14 protein-coding genes and 1 tRNA gene are annotated in these 16,895 nt (G+C 73.4%); 8 read left to right on the top strand and 7 right to left on the bottom strand.

Going from position 1 to position 16,895, the window contains the following annotated elements:
• Positions 1–21: 21 nt before the first annotated feature.
• Together QOZ88_RS16270 and QOZ88_RS16265 are read right to left on the bottom strand one after the other, a co-directional pair.
• Positions 22–426: a hypothetical protein gene (locus QOZ88_RS16270; protein ID WP_306000776.1), complete on the bottom strand. Its 405-nt coding sequence runs from the start codon at positions 424–426 to the stop codon at positions 22–24.
• On the bottom strand, positions 423–2,222 hold the full coding sequence (locus QOZ88_RS16265; RefSeq protein WP_306000775.1) for a carbon starvation CstA family protein: 1,800 nt from the start codon (positions 2,220–2,222) through the stop codon (positions 423–425). The genes QOZ88_RS16270 and QOZ88_RS16265 overlap by 4 nt, the downstream gene beginning before the upstream one ends.
• A gap of 105 nt (positions 2,223–2,327) precedes the next feature.
• Between QOZ88_RS16265 and QOZ88_RS16260 the strand changes: the two genes are divergently transcribed.
• Positions 2,328–3,065, top strand: coding sequence for a hypothetical protein (locus tag QOZ88_RS16260; RefSeq protein WP_306000774.1), 738 nt, complete (start codon positions 2,328–2,330; stop codon positions 3,063–3,065).
• Positions 3,066–3,075: 10 nt separating this feature from the next.
• Here QOZ88_RS16260 and QOZ88_RS16255 read toward each other — a convergent pair whose 3' ends face one another.
• Entirely contained in the window at positions 3,076–3,897 is an 822-nt protein-coding gene (locus QOZ88_RS16255; RefSeq protein ID WP_306000773.1) for a Nif3-like dinuclear metal center hexameric protein, read from the bottom strand.
• A gap of 60 nt (positions 3,898–3,957) precedes the next feature.
• On the opposite strand from QOZ88_RS16255, the gene QOZ88_RS16250 reads away from it, so the two are divergent.
• The 4 genes from QOZ88_RS16250 to QOZ88_RS16235 all read left to right on the top strand — a co-directional run bounded on the left by QOZ88_RS16250 (position 3,958) and on the right by QOZ88_RS16235 (position 9,534).
• Entirely contained in the window at positions 3,958–5,922 is a 1,965-nt protein-coding gene (locus QOZ88_RS16250; protein ID WP_306000772.1) for an FUSC family protein, read from the top strand.
• A gap of 118 nt (positions 5,923–6,040) precedes the next feature.
• On the top strand, positions 6,041–6,937 hold the full coding sequence (locus tag QOZ88_RS16245; protein ID WP_306000771.1) for an alpha/beta fold hydrolase: 897 nt from the start codon (positions 6,041–6,043) through the stop codon (positions 6,935–6,937).
• A gap of 126 nt (positions 6,938–7,063) precedes the next feature.
• The gene (locus QOZ88_RS16240) at positions 7,064–8,509 is read left to right on the top strand and encodes a WS/DGAT/MGAT family O-acyltransferase (protein WP_306000848.1); all 1,446 of its coding nucleotides are present in this window, start codon (positions 7,064–7,066) and stop codon (positions 8,507–8,509) included.
• The gene (locus QOZ88_RS16235; RefSeq protein WP_306000770.1) at positions 8,506–9,534 is read left to right on the top strand and encodes an NAD-dependent epimerase/dehydratase family protein; all 1,029 of its coding nucleotides are present in this window, start codon (positions 8,506–8,508) and stop codon (positions 9,532–9,534) included. Before QOZ88_RS16240 ends, QOZ88_RS16235 begins: the two co-directional genes overlap by 4 nt.
• Here the strand turns inward: QOZ88_RS16235 and QOZ88_RS16230 are convergent.
• Complete coding sequence (locus QOZ88_RS16230; protein WP_306000769.1) at positions 9,515–10,426, bottom strand: alpha/beta fold hydrolase; 912 nt, start codon at positions 10,424–10,426, stop codon at positions 9,515–9,517. The two genes, QOZ88_RS16235 and QOZ88_RS16230, sit on opposite strands and share 20 nt — an antisense overlap.
• 212 nt (positions 10,427–10,638) lie before the next feature.
• On the opposite strand from QOZ88_RS16230, the gene QOZ88_RS16225 reads away from it, so the two are divergent.
• Both QOZ88_RS16225 and QOZ88_RS16220 read left to right on the top strand, forming a co-directional pair.
• Positions 10,639–11,442, top strand: a complete 804-nt coding sequence (locus tag QOZ88_RS16225; RefSeq protein WP_306000768.1) for an esterase/lipase family protein — start codon at positions 10,639–10,641, stop codon at positions 11,440–11,442.
• A 232-nt stretch (positions 11,443–11,674) separates the two neighbouring features.
• On the top strand, positions 11,675–12,355 hold the full coding sequence (locus QOZ88_RS16220; RefSeq protein ID WP_306000767.1) for a hypothetical protein: 681 nt from the start codon (positions 11,675–11,677) through the stop codon (positions 12,353–12,355).
• A 289-nt stretch (positions 12,356–12,644) separates the two neighbouring features.
• Here the strand turns inward: QOZ88_RS16220 and QOZ88_RS16215 are convergent.
• From QOZ88_RS16215 to QOZ88_RS16205, 3 genes are all read right to left on the bottom strand, one after another.
• A tRNA-Val gene (locus QOZ88_RS16215) sits at positions 12,645–12,716 on the bottom strand.
• A gap of 34 nt (positions 12,717–12,750) precedes the next feature.
• Positions 12,751–13,212, bottom strand: coding sequence for a peroxiredoxin (locus QOZ88_RS16210; protein ID WP_306000766.1), 462 nt, complete (start codon positions 13,210–13,212; stop codon positions 12,751–12,753).
• Positions 13,213–13,228: 16 nt separating this feature from the next.
• The gene (locus QOZ88_RS16205) at positions 13,229–13,648 is read right to left on the bottom strand and encodes a DUF3052 domain-containing protein (protein WP_091934642.1); all 420 of its coding nucleotides are present in this window, start codon (positions 13,646–13,648) and stop codon (positions 13,229–13,231) included.
• 409 nt (positions 13,649–14,057) lie between these two features.
• Between QOZ88_RS16205 and aceE the strand changes: the two genes are divergently transcribed.
• Positions 14,058–16,874, top strand: a complete 2,817-nt coding sequence (aceE, locus tag QOZ88_RS16200; protein ID WP_306000765.1) for a pyruvate dehydrogenase (acetyl-transferring), homodimeric type — start codon at positions 14,058–14,060, stop codon at positions 16,872–16,874.
• The last annotated feature ends 21 nt before the right edge of the window (positions 16,875–16,895 follow it).

Below are 16,895 nucleotides of genomic sequence, written 5' to 3'. Positions count from 1 at the left end.
CGTGGCCCGACCGCGGCCCGGTCACCGCAGCGCCAGCTCGGCCTCCACCGCGGCGACGGCGGCATCGGGGTCGGGCAGGCCGCCGGAGGCGAGCACCACGCCGTCGACGATCAGCGACTCGACCGCCATCCCGGCGCGCACGGACTGCCGGAGCGCCGGGCCGCGCAGGCCCCGCCGGCGGCCGCCCCGCACCAGCTCCGGCACCAGCCACAGCCAGTTCGACGGCGAGACGATCTCGACGGCGACGTCGCCCGGCAGCGCCGCGCGCAGGGCGCGGTACACCGGGGCGACGCCGTCATCGCTCTCGTCTCTCGGTGCGTGACGGTGCGAGCCGCCCTCGTCGAACGGCTTCACGTCGCCGCTGCAGCACCCGCCGGAGGCAGCGACGTCGCGCGAGCCGCGGACGAGGACGACCCGCGAGGTCACCGGCGGTCGTCCCGGTCGGACCCACCCAGCGGGACGTCGGAGGTCGCCTCGTCTGGGTTGGCCCGGGCGACGACGGACTCCCGACCGGTGCCCGTTCCGTCGACCGGCACCGCGGGGCGCTCCCGCCGGGCCTTCATCAGGGCCAGCGCCGCTTCCACGATGAGCCAGATCGCCAGGACGAAGATCAGCGCATCCAGCGGCGCGAGCACCCACTGCTCGGCTTCGATGAAGTTCCGGAGGTTCAGGATCAGCGCCCAGGTCGTCATCACCAGCAGGAACACCAGCGGGATGATCGCGGCGAGCGGGTTGCGGCCCCGGCGGGTCACCCACACCGCGATCACCGAGAGCGCCAGCCCGGCGGTGAGCTGGTTCGTCGTCCCGAACAGCTGCCACAGGACGCCGAACGTGTAGCCGGCCTCGCCTTCACCCGGGATCAGCGCCATGGCGAGCGGGATGAGGACGGCGACGGTCGTCGCCACGGTGAGGTTGCGGGCGAGCACCCGGATGTTCAACTGCTCGCCGATCTCCTGCACCAGGTAGCGCTGCAGCCGGACGCCGGTGTCCATCGTCGTCGCCGCGAAGCTGATGACGACGACGGCGGCGAACGTGGTCGCCAGGTCCAGCGGGATCGCGAGGTTGTTGGCGAACTGCGCCACGCCGTTGACGAAGTTGCCGGCCGCGCCGCCGGACGCGGTCGCGAAGTCCGCGTACAGCGCGTTCCACTCCACCTCGGATGCCGCGACGCCGGCGGTGGCCGCGAGCACCGCGCCGGTGGCCAGCGAGCCCTCGCCCACGGCGCCCATGTAGCCGACGTAGCGGGCGTCGGTCTCCTTGTCCAGCTGCTTCGACGTGGTGCCCGACGACACCAGCGAGTGGAAGCCGGAGACCGCGCCGCAGGCCACGGTGATGAACAGGAACGGAAAGAAGTTCGGCGACCCCTCCGGCACATCGTTGATCACCGGCGCCTGGATGGTGTTCATGCCGACGATCACGCCGAGCGCGATGACGCCGAGGGCGATGAACAGCTGGTGGCTGTTGATGTAGTCGCGCGGCTGCAGCAGCATCCAGACCGGGATGCGCGAGGCCGCCCAGGTGTAGATGAACAGCAGGACGACCCAGACGTTGCGGGTCTGCTCGACACCCAGCGCCTCGGCCAGACCGTCGAGCGAGATCGGGAACGCCTGGCCGACGAGGATCAGCGCGTACAGGATGATCACGCCGACGATCGACGGGATCAGCGCCGACGAGCGGGTCTTGTAGATGTACTGCCCGATCGCCATGGCCATCGGGATCTCCACCACGATCGGGATGACCGCCGCGGGGTTGCCCACGAACAGGTTGCCGATGACGACGGCGAAGACCGCGTTCACCAGGGTGAGCAGGAAGAAGATGATGATCATGAAGAGCATGCGTGCGCGGCCGTTGATCACGTCACCGGCCAACGTGCCGATGCTCTTGGCCTTGTGCCGCACGGAGACCGCCAGCGCCCCGAAGTCGTGCACCCCGGCGGCGAAGATCGTGCCGAGCACGATCCACAGCAGCGCCGGCCCCCAGCCCCAGAAGACCGCGATGGCCGGGCCGACGATCGGCGCGGCACCGGCCACCGAGGTGAAGTGGTGGCCGAACAGCACGTGCTTGTTCGTCGGCACGAAGTCGTTGCCGTCGTTGAACTCGTGCGCCGGCGTGACGAACGCCGGATCCAGCGCGTAGACGCTCCTGGCCAGATAGCTGGAGTAGTACCGGTAGCCGAGGAAGAACAGCACCCCGACCACGACGGCCACGACGATCGCAGGCACGGCGACTCCCGAGTCCGAGGGCGGCTCGGTTGCCGCCGTCCGAGGGGAGTAGACAACCAGGTGATGGACCCCACAAGTGTTGCGGCCGCAGTCCACTCGGCAGGCGTGGCCGAATTGTTGTGGCGCACGCCGGACGGACCTCCGGGCGCCATCGGGGTCGTCCCCCTCCTCCTGGGCGGGAAGCCGACGGTCGCACTGCCGTGGGCGCACGTCGGCACGGCCCGCGCCGCGGCTGCGAGCGACACCGCGGCGCTGGTCCTCTCCGATCCGCGGCTGACCGGTTCCCGCTGGACCCCGCTGGTGGCGACCGGCCGCCTGACCCTCGTCGAGGACGGCGACGGCGACCTCTTCACCGAGGAGCTGCTCACCCAGGAGCTCCGCAAGCACCCACCGGCGCGGGCCCTGGCGGACTCCCCCATGCTGCGCCGCGAGCACTGGTGGTACCTCCCGCGGCTGGTGCTCGTGCTCGAGCCCGCCGACGTCGTCCCGGGCGGGCGCCGCGACGACCCGGCGGACGTCGTGCTCGGCGTCGACGACGGCGGGCTGCACGTCGGTACCGTCCGGGTCCCCGACTGGGCCGCCGATCCCCTCCCGGTGGCCGACGGTCCTGCAGGTGCCTCCGGTCCGGCCGTGCTGATCGGCCAGGAGCTGTCGGTGCCCGACGTCGAACGCTGGACGGTGCACACCACCACCGGCCGGTACGCCGACGGTCGGCTGAGCGGGGTCCGGCCGGCCGCCACCCGCGAGCTGGAGCCGGTGCCGGGGCTGTTCGCCCGGATGCGCCGCCAGCGGGGCCTCGAACGGGCGTGCATCCAGGCGCTGCGGGCCGCCGGCCACGGATAGGCCGCCCCGGCTACCTCGGCGCGTCCGCCCGGAGGCTCCACGGGTCGGTGCGCCGGGTCGAGACGGCGACCTCCACCGCACCGTCGAGGTCCCGGCGCAGCCGGTCCGCGGCCACCGGCAGCCAGGGCCACTCCGACGCCCAGTGCGCGACGTCGCACAGCGCCGGTCCGGGCACCTCCCGCGCGTCGGACACGGGGTGGTGCTTCAGGTCGCTGGTGAGCAGTACGTCGGCCCCGGCCGCGGCGGCCGCACCCAGCAGCGAGCCGCCGCTGCCGCCGCAGACCGCGACGGTGGTGATCGTCCGCTCGGGGTCGCCGGCCGCCCGCACGCCGCCGGCCGTGGCCGGGAGGGCCGCCGCCGCGTGCGCGGCGAAGGCGCGCAGCGTCATCGGCTCCGCCAGCCGGCCGACCCGGCCGAGCCCCGCGCGGGGGTCCGCGGGCGAGGGCTCCAGCGGCACGGCGTCCTCGAGCCCGAGCGCCCCGGCCAGCGCGTCGTTCACCCCCCACCCAGGGGCCCGGTCGGCGTTGGTGTGCGCGACGAACAGCGCGGCCCCGGCCCGGACCAGCCGGTGCACCAGCCGGCCCCGCGGGTCGTCGGCGGGCACGCCGTGCACCGGCGTCAGGAAGAGCGGGTGATGGGTGACCAGCAGCTGCGCACCGGTCGCGACCACCTCGTCGACGACCGCCGTCGTCGGGTCCACCGCGAACAGCACCGAGCGCACCGGCTCCGCCGGGTCACCGCAGACGAGGCCGACCGCGTCCCAGCTCTCGGCGAGCGCGGGGTCGTAGCGGGCGTCGAGGGCGGCGAGGACCTTCCCGAGCTGCACGGTCACGGCTGGTCAGCGTAGGCGGGGCTGCACGCGACCGGTCCGCCGGAATGCCAAGCTTCCGCCGTGGGAGAGCGGCGGCGTCGGGAGCGGTCGCTGCGGGCACCGGCCTGGCTGGAGGAGCTGGTGCGCACCACTCCCCCGCCGGTCCCGTGGCGCGACGTCGCGCGGTTCGCCGTCTCCATCCCCGCGCCCCTGGCCCTCGCCGTCGCGGTGGGCGGCGGGCTGGAGCCGGGAAGCGCGCTCGGCGCCGGCGTCTTCGCCACGATCGGCGCGCTCGCGGCGAGCCTGGCACCCCAGCCGGGCCCGCTGCGCGAGCGGCTGCGCCGCATCCTCGCCGCCACGCTGTTCGGCACGCTCGGCCTGCTGGTGGGCCAGTACGCGAGCGGCGGCGGCTGGGGGCCGGTGGCCGTCATCGCCGCGCTGTCGGCGGCCGCCGCGCTGATCAGCGCGGTGAGCGCCACGCTCTCCCTGGGGGCGCTCCAGCTGCTCGTCTACACCGCCCTCGCCTCGGGGCTGGTGACACCGCTGCCGGCCGCCGCCGAGGTCGGCTTCTTCCTCTGCGGGGCGGCGTGGGCCACGGTGACCACGCTGGTGCAGGCGGGCACCGAGCCGCTGGACCCTGACCGGTCGGCCGTCGCCGTGGTCTTCACCCGCATCGGCGAGCTGCTGGCGGCGGTGGGCAGCGACGCGGCCTCCGAGGCCCGGCGGGCGCTCACGGCCGCGCTCAACGCGGCGTACGACCGGGTGATCCGCAGCCGCAGCCGGTCGGCCGGGCGCAGCCGCGAGCTCTCCGAGCTGGCCGGCGTCCTCAACGCCGCGGCCCCGCTCGTGGAGGGTGCGGTCGCCGCCGCGCGCGCGGGGGCGCCCGCCGACCCGCGGGACGTCGTCGCCGTGCACTCCCTCGCGGCGGCCGTCTCCGGCAGCGGGCAGCTCACCGACCAGCGGCCGGCCCCGCTGGTCGAGGGGCACCCGGCGGCGCGGGCCGTCCGCCACGGCGTTCGGCTGGTGTGGAACGTGGTCGGCGACCCGGAGGAGCGGGCCGGCGCGGCCGCGGCGGTGCCGCGGCCGGATCTGCGCACCCGCCTCCACGACCTGGGTGACCGCACCCTCGCCAGCGCCGACGCCCGGGCCTTCGCCGTCCGCCTCGCGCTGTGCATGACCGTGGCCGAGATCGCCCGCCAGTACCTGCCCATCGAGCGCCCGTACTGGGTGCTGCTCACCGTCGCGATCGTGCTGAAGCCCGACTTCGGGTCGGTGTTCACCCGGGCGGTGCAGCGCGGGGCCGGGACCCTGCTCGGCGTCCTGATCGGCTCGGCGCTGCTCGCGGCGCTCCCCCGCGACGGCTGGGTGCTGGTGGCCCTGGCCGGCTCGGCCGCGGTGCTGCCGTGGGCGCGCAACGCGAACTTCGGGCTCTTCTCGGTGTTCCAGACGCCGCTGATCATCCTGCTGCTGGACCTCGCGCTGCCGAGCGACCCGGGGCTCGTCGGCGCCCGGCTGCTGGACACGCTCATCGGCTGCGCGATCGTGCTGGTGTTCGGCTACCTGCTGTGGCCGCAGACCTGGCGGGCCCCGCTGGACGAGGCGCTGGGCGAGGCCGCCCGCGCCCTGGACGCGTTCGTGGCCGCCGCCTTCACCGGCAGCCCGACGGAGCGCCGCCGCGCCCGCCGGCGCAGCTACCGCGCGCTGACCGAGCTGCAGACCCAGCTGCAGCGGCGCCTGGCCGAGCCGCCGCCGATCAGCACGCGGGCGGCCGCCTGGTGGCCGGTGATCGTGCAGCTGGAGCGCACCTCCGACGCCGTCACCGAGGCCGTCATCGCCAGCCGCGGCGGGGAACCGGCCCCCGATCTCGCCCAGGTCGCCGTGCTGCGGCGGGCGATCCGCGGGCTCGAGGACGACGTCCGCGCCCCCGCCGTGCCCGACGACGCCGAGCTGCACGCCGAGGGGGTGCTGGCCCCGGTGGCCCGCGAGGTGGACACCGCCCGCCGCCTGGTGCGCGAGGCCGCCCCCGGCCGCCGCGGCGTGCGCTGAACCGCACCGCCCGGTTGCGCCTTCGACCCCGGGGCCCTGGGATGGCGCCGTGCCCGGAGACCCCCCGCCCGTGACCCTGCCCCCGCTCGACGGACCGCCCCCACCGGGTTCCCGGACGGTGACCACCGACGACGGCGTCGACCTGCACGTGGAGTTCGACGGGAGGGAGGACGCCCCGCTCACCGTCGTCCTCTCCCACGGGTTCACCGCTCGGCTGGCGGAGTGGGAGCCCCAGCGGGCCGCCCTGCGGGACCGCGCCCGGCTCGTCCTGTGGGACCAGCGCGGGCACGGCCGCTCCGGCTGGACACCGCTCACCCGGGCCACGATCGACCGCACCGGCCACGACCTCGGCCAGGTGCTCGACGCCGTCGCCCCGGCCGGACCGGTCGTGCTCGCCGGGCACTCGATGGGCGGGATGAGCATCCTGGCGCTGGCGCGGCAGCGACCGGAGCTGTTCGGCACCCGCGTCGTGGGCGCGTTCCTGCTGGCCACCTCCGCCGGCGGGTTGGTGGCCGGCGGGCTCACCGGGTTCCTCGTGAGGGTGCTGCGCCGGCTGCGCCTGCTCCGGCTCTACCTCTGGCTGCTGCAGCGGCTGGCCCCGGCGCTGGAGCGGCGGCGCCGGCGGGGCACCTTCCTCGGCCGGCGGGCCATCCGGCGGCTGCTGTTCGGGCGGGACGACGCCGACCGGCGCTCCGTGCGGATGGTGCAGCAGCTGCTGGAGGAGACCCCGCTGCCTGTGACGATGGCCTTCTACGCGACCTTCCTCGACCACGACGAGACCGCGGCGCTGGAGGTCCTCCGCCGGGTGCCGGTCACCGTCGTCGCGGCGACCCACGACCGGCTGACCCCCGAGGCGCACGGCCGGCGGATCGCCGAGGCGGTGGGCCCGGGCGCCGAGCTGGTCGTCGTCCCGGGGGCCGGGCACAGCGTCAACCTCACGCGGACGGAGGTGGTGAACCGCGCGTTCGCCGGGCTGCTGGACCGGGTGCAGGTCGGGGGGCGCAGGGCCGGTTGACGCAGCGGGGGGCGGGGCACGGAGGATGTGGCCGCCGCCACAGCCCGATGTGCGTGCACCGAGCGCCACACCTAACGTCGGCGGCCAGCATCCGGGACGACGGCCGAGGAGTGAGACGTGGACCGCATGAGTGCCCTCGACAGCGGGTTCTACTTCGCCGAGAGCGAGAACACCCCCATGCACGTGGGATCGGTGGCGGTGTTCGACGGCCCGGCCCCGACCTACGGCGACGTCGTCCGCCTGCTGCTGAGCAAGCTGCCGCTCGTGCCGCGGTACCGGCAGCGCGTGCGGGAGGTGCCGCTGCAGCTCGGGCGCCCGATGTGGGTCGACGACCCCCACTTCCAGATCCTGTACCACGTGCGGCACACCGCGGTGCCCTCGCCCGGCGGTGACGAGCAGCTGCGCAACCTGGCCGGCCGGGTGCTCGGGCAGCGCCTGGACATGGCCAAGCCGCTCTGGGAGCTGTGGCTGGTGGAGGGCCTGGCCGACGGGCGGTGGGCGCTGATCTCCAAGGTCCACCACTGCATGGTCGACGGCGTCGCCGGCACCGACCTCATGCAGCTGATGTTCGACCTGGACCCCGACGCCACCCACGCCGAGCCGCGTGAGTGGACGCCGCGGCGGGATCCGTCGTCGGCCGCGCTGATGGCCGGGGCGATCACGGAGGCGGCGACCGCCCCGCTGCGCACCCTCACCGGCCTGCCGGGCGTCGGCGCCGCCGTCCGCAACGTGAAGGGGCTGACCGAGACGAGCCGCACGCTGGCCCGCACGGTGCCCTCGCTGGCCAAGCAGGCCGTCACCCCCACCGCCCGTTCGCTGAACGGGCACATCGGCCCGCACCGGCGCTGGGCGTGGACGCAGGGCAGCCTCGCGGAGTTCAAGGAGGTGCGCACGGCGCTGGGCGGCACGGTGAACGACGTCATCCTCACCGCGATCACCAAGGCGTTCCGCGACCTCCTCCAGGGCCGCGGCGAGTTGTCCTCGGACAAGCTCGTGGTGCGCACGATGGTGCCGGTGTCGGTCCGCTCGGCGAGCCGGCGCGGCTCCCTGGACAACCAGGTCTCGGCCGTCTTCGTCGACCTGCCCGTCGGCGACCCCGACCCCGCGTCACGGCTGCGGAGCATCCGCGGCCAGATGGACGAGTACAAGCGGGCGATGCAGGCCGTCGACGTGCCGTCGATCATCGCGATGGGCGACTACGTGGCTCCCAGCATGCTCTCCCTCGGCGTCCGGGCGGGCATGCAGGCCGGCCAGATGTGGTGCCAGGCCGTGACCACGAACGTGCCGGGCCCGCGGGTCCCGCTGTACGTGCTGGGCAAGCGGATGCGGTCGGCGCACGCTTACGTGCCGATCGCCGGCGGCATCCGCTGCTCGATCGGGATCTTCAGCTACCTGGACACGATGACGTTCGGCATCAACGCCGACTTCGACGCCTTCCCCGACGTCGACGTCCTCTCCGGCGGGATCCGGCGCGGCATCGAGGAGCTCCTCGAGCTGGCCCGGGCGGCCGAGGGCACGCCCGGTGAGGACCGGCCCACCGGCGGGACGCCGACGCGGGCAGCCGCTCGGTGAGCCCCGCCAGGAAGCGCGGGGGCCGCCCGCGCGGGCTCACGGTGGCCGTCACCGGGCCGACCGGTACCTTCGGCGAAGGCCTGGTGCCGCTGCTGCAGGAGGACGACCGCGTCGGGACGGTCATCGGCATGGCCCGCCGGCCGTTCGACCCGGCTGCCCGGGGCTGGACGAAGATGACCTACCGCCAGGGCGACGTGCGCGATCCGGAGGCGCTGCGCGAGGCCTTCGCGGGGGCCGACGTCGTCGTCCACCTGGCCTTCCTCATCACCGGCAACGCCTCCCGGGCGACGACCCGGGCGATCAACGTCGACGGCACGGTGAACGTCGTCCGCGCGGCGGCCGCGGTCGGCGCCCGGCGCTTCGTCTACGCCTCCTCGGTCGCCGCCTACGGCTTCCACCAGGACAACCCGGAGCTGATCCCCGAGGAGTGGCCGGTGCGCCCCGCGTCGCGGCTGTTCTACGCGCAGGAGAAGGCCGAGCTCGAGCACTTGCTCGACGGGGAGTCGGCGGCCGCGCCGGAGCTGGACCTGTACCTGCTCCGCCCGCCGGTCGTGCTCGGCCCGCACGCCGTCGGCGGCAAGGACGTGCTGCCCGGCCCGCTCGCCCCGGTCGGGCGCCGGCTCTTCGGCCGGCCGCGGCGGCTGCCGGTCCCCGTGCCGCTGCTGGTGCCGCAGCACCCGCTGCAGTTCGTGCACCAGGACGACGTCGGGCAGGCGCTGCTGCTGTGCGTGCTCGGGGCCGGCCCGCCCGGGGCCTACAACATCGCCGGCGAGGGCGTCCTCACCGCCGCCGACGTCGCGCGGGAGTTCGGGGCGCTCGCGATCCCGCTACCGGCCGCCCCGGCGCAGGCCGCCGCCCGCGCCTTCTCCCGCCTGCCGTTCCTGCCGCCCGCGGCGGAGTGGATCGAGGTGGCGAGCCGGCCGGCGATCATGGACACCACGCGCGCCCGCGAGGAGCTCGGCTGGCGACCGCGCTACACCGGGCTGGAGGCGCTGCGCGACACGCTCAGGCCCGGGAGCCGGTGAGCTGCGCGTCCCGCATCCAGTCGAGGACCTCGGTGACGAGGCGCTCCGGCTCCTGCAGCTGCGGCACGTGCCCGACCCCCGACCACTCCGCGTAGCGCCAGGTGGGGTGGCGGCGGGCGATGTCGCGGGCCGCCTCGACCGGCACCAGCCGGTCGCGGTCGCCGTGGAGCAGCAGCACCGGGACGTCGATGGACGCCATCGCGGCCCGGTAGCGGCGCGGATCGGCGAGCACGCGCAGCAGGGAGCGGGCCGCGGCGAGGAACGCCCGGTCCATGCCCTGGACGTCGCGCCGCTCCTCCAGCAGGGACACCGACCGGTCGATGACGTCGGCGGGCACGCCCTCGGGGTCGACGCCGACGAGTTCCAGCATCTCGCGCACCCGCGCCAGGGCGGACGTGCGCTGCCGCCGCCACCACAGGAAGCGCTCCCCGACGAAGGGGATCGCGTAGAGCGCGAACATGACGGCCACCCGGGGGTCGAGCGCGCGCCGCGACCCGGGGACGGCGGGGTCGAGCAGGACCAGGCCGCAGACGGCCTCGGGGTGCTCACCCGTCTCGAGGATGGAGATCATGCCGCCCATCGAGTTGCCCACCAGCACCGCCGGCTCCCCCACCACCTCGGTGAGGAAGCGGTGCAGCACGGCGACGTTGGCCGGCACGCTGGCCGTGCGCCCACCCGGCTCGCTGCGACCGAACCCGGGCAGGTCCAGCGCCAGCACGCGACCGTGCTCGCGCAACGCCGGCGCGACGAGGTCCCAGTTCAGGTGCGAACCGCCCAGCCCGTGCACGAGCACCACCGGCGGCCCGTCGTCCGGACCGCCGAAGTCCAGGTAGTGCACCGGCCCCCCGAGGTCCACCGTGCGGCTCCGCCCGGGCGTCCCGTCCTCGTGCATCCTGCCTCCCCTGTCGTCGTCCGTACGGTGGCACGAGGTGCCGACGGCCGCAGCACCGCCCCTGTCCGCCGGCCGCGACGGAACGCGAGCGACCGCTATGACTCAGGACACAGTTCGGCAACATGTGCCCGCGCGTTCAGGGCCGGCAGGTGTGAGCCAGGCCGCATCTTGGTAGGGCCCTTCCACGAACGGACGGCAGCCAGGAGGACGACGTGGCACGACAGCAGGGTGATGGTCCGGCACTCCCGCTCTACCTGAGCGAGCCCACGCGGGCGTTCGCGGACTACGGCCTCTACCTGGCGGCCCGTCCGCTCGCCCAGCGGCTGCCGAAGGGTGACGGGCACCCGGTGCTGGTCCTTCCCGGCCTGCTGGCCGACGACACCTCGACGCGGGTGCTGCGGGCGACGCTCCGCCGGCTCGGCTACCGGGTGCACGGCTGGGGGCTGGGCCGCAACATCGGGCCGACCGCCATCTGCGTGAACGGCCTGCGCGACAAGCTCGACTACCTGCACAACCGGTATCGCCGCGAGGTCACGGTGATCGGCTGGAGCCTGGGCGGGATCTTCGCCCGCGACCTCGCCCGCCAGTGCCCCGACGCGGTACGCCAGGTGATCACCCTCGGCAGCCCGTTCCGCATCGAGCGGCACACCCAGACCCGGGCCTCCAAGGCGTTCGACCGCTACGCGCACCTGCACGTGGAGCAGCGGCAGTTCCCGCTGGAGCCCGAGGGCTGCCCGCTGCCGGTGCCGGCGACGTCGATCTACTCGCACTACGACGGCATCGTGCACTGGCAGACCTGCCTGAACACGCCCGGCGAGCGCTGCGAGAACATTGCGGTCACCGCGAGCCACCTCGGCATCGGCCACCACCCGGCGGCGCTGTGGGCGATCGCCGACCGGCTGGCGCAGCCCGAGGGCGAGTGGGCCCCGTTCAAGGCACCGGCGTTCCTGCGCCCGGCCTTCCCGAAGCCGGCCGAGCCGGCGGCGCCGGGCCCGGTGGACATCGCCGCCGCCTGACGGGCCCCGTCGACCTCATCGACTGCCGGCCCGTGGTCGCCTCCCGCCCCCGGAGACCACCACGGGCCGACACCTGTGTGCCGGGTCCGATGGGTTCCCGCTCGCGCCGGTGGCGCGCCAACGCTTTTCGAGCCCGATATCGGTAGCGGGCCGGTATGTCCGCCCCTGCACACAGACATGCGCAAAGTGCACCTGGTTGACGCCTCGGAGAACCATCGGAAGGCCCGCAGCTGTGAATTACTTCGGGACGACCTTCGCACTCGGACTTGTCCGGAACCACTGCCAGACGTTCGATGCTGCTCGCACCCTGCGGGACCGGGCCTGGGACGAGATGCAACGCCTGGAGGCCCTTCTTCCAGTGGCCACATCCGAAGATGATGTGGATGCGCAAATCGCTCAGCACGACCTGCATCGATCGGTTGCCTACACAAACGCATCCGACGAGCTGTGGCTGGGACTGACTTCGATGACCACGGCCGCGACGAACCTATTCAAGCTGCTCTGGAACTCACAGAAGTACCCCGCCGAACGAGAGGTGCTCCGACGCCTCCTAGGGCTGGCCGCTGTCGAACCGACCCTGGTACGGAAGGTTCGCAACAGCTTCGAGCACATGGACGAGCGGCTCTTCAAGCATCTCGCCGAAGAGGACCGACTGATGGGGGACGATCCCAGGTTCGGCCGAATGAGGATGTCGTGGCTGGTCACGGATTCGCCTCCCGAGATGAGAAGCGCCGGGACCACGACGGTGTACGACCGGATTTACGGGCTTTGGCGTCCGACGGCTGACACGCTCACCTTCTGGGGCGAAACCGTGGATTTACAGGAAGTCACGTCCACCGTTGACGACATCGCGCAGGCGGTGCCGTCTGCGCTGACCCAGGCGGCCGCGATGCACCACTATCGCATTCTCTAGATCGATCGCCGACGGGTCACCTCGCCTCGCCTCGGACAAGGTGCGCGCAGTTGGCGCGCGCATTCGCCCGCGCGGGCCAGACCGCCTCCAGGTGGTACCAGCGTCCGCCATATCCGTGCAGATGCTCGCCGCCACGGCAGGCGTCAGGGCTCCAGCCAGCTCGCACAAGAGGAATGGTGCGCCGTCGCACGGGAGTTGGGTCCAGCTCCGGTCGACGAATCCACCTGCAGACCAGCGCAGTAGGGACGACTGTCGACTGCGTGGCGCCACGGCGGCGGCGCGGGAGGGGTGGGCGCGACAGGGTTCGAACCTGCGACCGCTCGGTTGTAAGCCGAGAGCTCTACCGCTGAGCTACACGCCCCGCGCGCCCAGGGTAGGGCCCCGGGCGCCCGTCCTCAGGCCGCGAGCGCGGCGACGGCGTCCTTCCAGCCGGACTGCTCGCGCGCGTCGCCGGGGCCGTTGACCTCGGCGAAGGCGATCGCACCGTCGGCGTCGACCAGGAAGGTGCCGCGCAGGGCCATGCCCGCCTTCTCGTTGAACACGCCGTAGGCCTGGGCCACGGCACCGTGCGGCCAGAAGTCCGAGAGCAGGGTGAAGTCGAGGTTCTCCTGCGCCTTGAACGCCTTGAGGCTGAAGACCGGGTCGGTGCTGATGGCCAGCACCGTCACGCCCGCGTCGGTGTAGTTCGTCAGCTCGTCGCGCAGCTGGCACAGCTCGCCGGTGCAGATGCCGGAGAAGGCGAAGGGGTAGAAGACCAGCAGCACGGGGGTGCCGCGGAGATCCGCCAGGGACACGACCTGCTTGTCCTGATCGGGCAGGTTGAACTCGGGGGCGCGGTCACCGACGGAGAGGCTCATGGCGCCACATGCTGCCTCAGCGGCGGCTGCGGGCCGCCTTCGGGGTGACCAGCCGGATGCCCGACCAGTCCTTCGCCGCGGAGATGCTGCTGGTCTGCGAGAGCCCGGCCGTGGGGGCGACCTCGGTGACGTCGCCCGGCTCGACGTGCCCGGGCCGGCCCGACTTCGGCACCAGCAGCCAGACGACGCCCTCGTCGGCCAGCGAGGTCAGCGCGTCGGTGAGGGCGTCGAAGAGATCGCCATCGTCCTCCCGCCACCAGAGGACGACGACGTCGGCCACCTCGTCGGTGTCCTCGTCCACCATCTCGCTGCCGGAGGCCTCGACGATCGAGTCACGCAGGTCCTCGTCGGCGTCCTCGCTCCAGCCGAGTTCCTGCACGACCATGCCCGGCTTGATGCCCAACCGGGCCGCCATGCCGGTGCTGTCGACGCTCATCCCTGCTGCTCCTCCATGGGTCGGCCTGCTGCTCGCCTGGTGTGGGGTGGACGGTGCCCGGCCGGGCCGGCGACCGCGCGGGAGCGCGTCACGGGCGGACCGAGCGGGCGGAGGACGGACACGCGGCGGCGATCGACACGACCAGCGGGAGAACCACCCGCACCCCGGTCATGTCACCCCTCTCGCGGTCGTCGCGCGCCCGTCGCCCGACCCTCGTGGCCGGGTGTCCGGACGGTGCCCGTCTCGTCGAGGCACCGCAGGCGGAAGCGTAGGGCATAGCGGGCGGGGCGCAAGCCTGCGTGCACCGAGCGCACCGGTGCGCGGGTGGGGCGTGTCCTCCCGACACGACTTCGCCGGCAGATCGCGGCGGGACGTGACGAGGACGACGTCGTCGGGAGACGATGGGCGCATGAGCGCACCGCAGCAGCCGGACGGCGACCCCGCCCGCGCAGGACAGGCCCGCGCGGTCATCACCGACGGGCTCCCCAGCCAGCTGGTCGACACCGACCCCGACGAGACGCAGGAGTGGCTGGAGTCCCTCGACGCCGTCGTCGACCACGCCGGCCGCGGACGGGCCCGCTACCTGATGCTCCGGATGCTGCAGCGCAGCCGTGAGCAGCAGGTGGGCGTGCCCGCCCTGCGCAGCACCGACTACATCAACACCATCCCGCCGGAGCGCGAGCCCTGGTTCCCCGGCGACGAGGACGCCGAGCGCCGGATCCGCGCCTACATCCGGTGGAACGCCGCAATCATGGTCCACCGCGCGCAGCGGCCGGGTATCGGCGTCGGCGGGCACATCTCCTCCTACGCGTCGTCGGCCTCGCTGTACGAGGTCGGCTTCAACCACTTCTTCCGCGGCAAGGACCACCCCGGCGGCGGCGACCAGATCTGGTTCCAGGGACATGCCTCCCCCGGCATCTACGCCCGCGCGTTCCTCGAGGGCCGGCTGACCGAGGACCAGCTCGACGGCTTCCGCCAGGAGGTCAGCCACCCCGGCGGCGGGCTGTCGTCCTACCCGCACCCGCGGCTGATGCCCGACTTCTGGGAGTTCCCCACCGTCTCGATGGGGCTCGGCCCGCTCAACGCGATCTACCAGGCGCGGTTCAACCGCTACCTGCACGCGCGCGGCGTCAAGGACACCTCCGACCAGCACGTGTGGGCGTTCCTCGGCGACGGCGAGATGGACGAGCCCGAGTCGCTCGGCGCCATCGGCCTGGCCGCCCGCGAGGAGCTGGACAACCTCACCTTCGTCGTCAACTGCAACCTGCAGCGGCTCGACGGCCCGGTGCGCGGCAACGGCAAGGTGATCCAGGAGCTGGAGTCGTTCTTCCGGGGCGCCGGCTGGAACGTCATCAAGGTGATCTGGGGCCGCGGCTGGGACAAGCTGCTGGCCGCCGACCGCGACGGTGCGCTGGTCAACCTGATGAACACCACGCCCGACGGCGACTACCAGACCTACAAGGCCGAGGACGGCGCCTTCGTCCGCGAGCACTTCTTCGGGCGTGACCCCCGCACCCGCAAGCTCGTCGAGGGGATGAGCGACAAGGAGGTCTGGGACCTCGCCCGCGGTGGCCACGACTACCGCAAGGTCTACGCCGCCTACAAGGCCGCGGTCGAGCACAAGGGCCAGCCGACGGTCATCCTGGCCAAGACCATCAAGGGCTGGACCCTCGGCAGCCACTTCGAGGGCCGCAACTCCACGCACCAGATGAAGAAGCTGACCGCCGAGGACCTCGCCGCCTTCCGCGACCGGCTCTACCTGGACATCCCCGACTCGGCGCTGGACAAGACCCTGCCGCCCTACTACAAGCCCGACCCCGACTCCGACGAGATGCAGTACATGCTCGAGCGGCGCCGGGCCCTCGGCGGGGCGGTACCGCGCCGCCGGTCGGAGTTCAAGACGCTCAAGGCGCCCGACGACAAGGCCCTCGACGTCCTGCGCCGCGGCTCGGGCAAGCAGGAGGTGGCGACGACGATGGCGTTCGTCCGCCTGCTCAAGGAGCTGCTCAAGGACAAGGAGCTCGGCCCGCGCTTCGTGCCGATCATCCCCGACGAGGCGCGCACGTTCGGGATGGACTCCCTGTTCCCGTCGCAGAAGATCTACAACCCGGCCGGCCAGCGCTACACCTCGGTCGACCGCGAGCTGATGCTGACCTACAAGGAGTCCGAGCAGGGGCAGATCCTGCACGAGGGCATCAACGAGGCGGGTTCCACGGCGTCGTTCACCGCCGTCGGCTCCTCGTACGCGACGCACGGCGAGCCGATGATCCCGATCTACATCTTCTACTCGATGTTCGGGTTCCAGCGCACCGGCGACTCGATCTGGGCCGCCGCCGACCAGATGACCCGCGGCTTCCTGCTCGGCGCCACCGCCGGGCGGACGACGCTCAACGGCGAGGGGCTGCAGCACGAGGACGGCCACTCGCTGCTGCTGGCGCAGACCAACCCCGCCGTCGTCTCCTACGACCCGGCGTTCTCCTACGAGGTCGCGCACATCACCAGGGACGCCCTGGTGCGCATGTACGGCGAGGACCCGGGCGCGCCGCTGGGCGGCTCCCGCTCCCCCGACGTCATGTACTACCTGACGGTCTACAACGAGCCGTTCAACCAGCCGGCCGAGCCCGAGGACCTCGACGTGCAGGGCCTGCTGGCCGGCATGTACCGCTACGCGGAGGGCCCGCGGGCCGACGACGGCGCGGCCGGCGAGGTCAAGGCGCAGGTGCTCGCCTCCGGCGTCGCCGTGCCGTGGGCGCTGCGGGCGCAGGAGCTGCTGGCGCAGGACTGGGGGGTGAGCGCCGACGTCTGGTCGATCACCTCCTGGAACGAGCTGCGCCGGCAGGCCGACGAGTGCCAGGAGCACAACCTCCTGCACCCGGAGGAGGAGCCGCGCACGCCGTACGTCACCGCGCGGCTGCAGGAGACGGTGGGCCCGGTCGTCGCGGTGTCGGACTGGATGCGGGCGGTGCCCGACCTGATCGCGCCGTACGTGCCCGGTGGCATGGCGACGCTCGGCACCGACGGGTTCGGTCTCTCCGACACCCGCCCGGCGCTGCGGCGGCACTTCCACGTCGACGCCGAGTCGATCGTGGTGCGCACGCTGGCCTCGCTGGCCGACGAGGGGCAGGTCGACCGGGCGAAGGTGCGCGAGGCCGTGGAGAAGTACCGGATCCGGGACGTGCAGGCCGCGCCGGCCGAGGAGCGGTCGGACCCCAGCCCGGCCACCTGAGCGAGCGAGGGGGCGCCGAGC

The organism is Blastococcus carthaginiensis (genome assembly GCF_030731085.1).
GTDB classification, from domain to species: domain Bacteria; phylum Actinomycetota; class Actinomycetes; order Mycobacteriales; family Geodermatophilaceae; genus Blastococcus; species Blastococcus carthaginiensis.
This window is presented reverse-complemented; position numbering and strand designations above follow the sequence as displayed.

Bases quoted from the DNA above. Each gene is read 5' to 3' on its own strand.
- aceE (WP_306000765.1), top strand. From the start codon at position 14,058: ATGAGCGCACCGCAGCAGCCGGACGGCGACCCCGCCCGCGCAGGACAG.
- QOZ88_RS16205 (WP_091934642.1), bottom strand. From the start codon at position 13,648: ATGAGCGTCGACAGCACCGGCATGGCGGCCCGGTTGGGCATCAAGCCG.
- QOZ88_RS16230 (WP_306000769.1), bottom strand. From the start codon at position 10,426: ATGCACGAGGACGGGACGCCCGGGCGGAGCCGCACGGTGGACCTCGGG.
- QOZ88_RS16240 (WP_306000848.1), top strand. From the start codon at position 7,064: ATGAGTGCCCTCGACAGCGGGTTCTACTTCGCCGAGAGCGAGAACACC.
- QOZ88_RS16210 (WP_306000766.1), bottom strand. From the start codon at position 13,212: ATGAGCCTCTCCGTCGGTGACCGCGCCCCCGAGTTCAACCTGCCCGAT.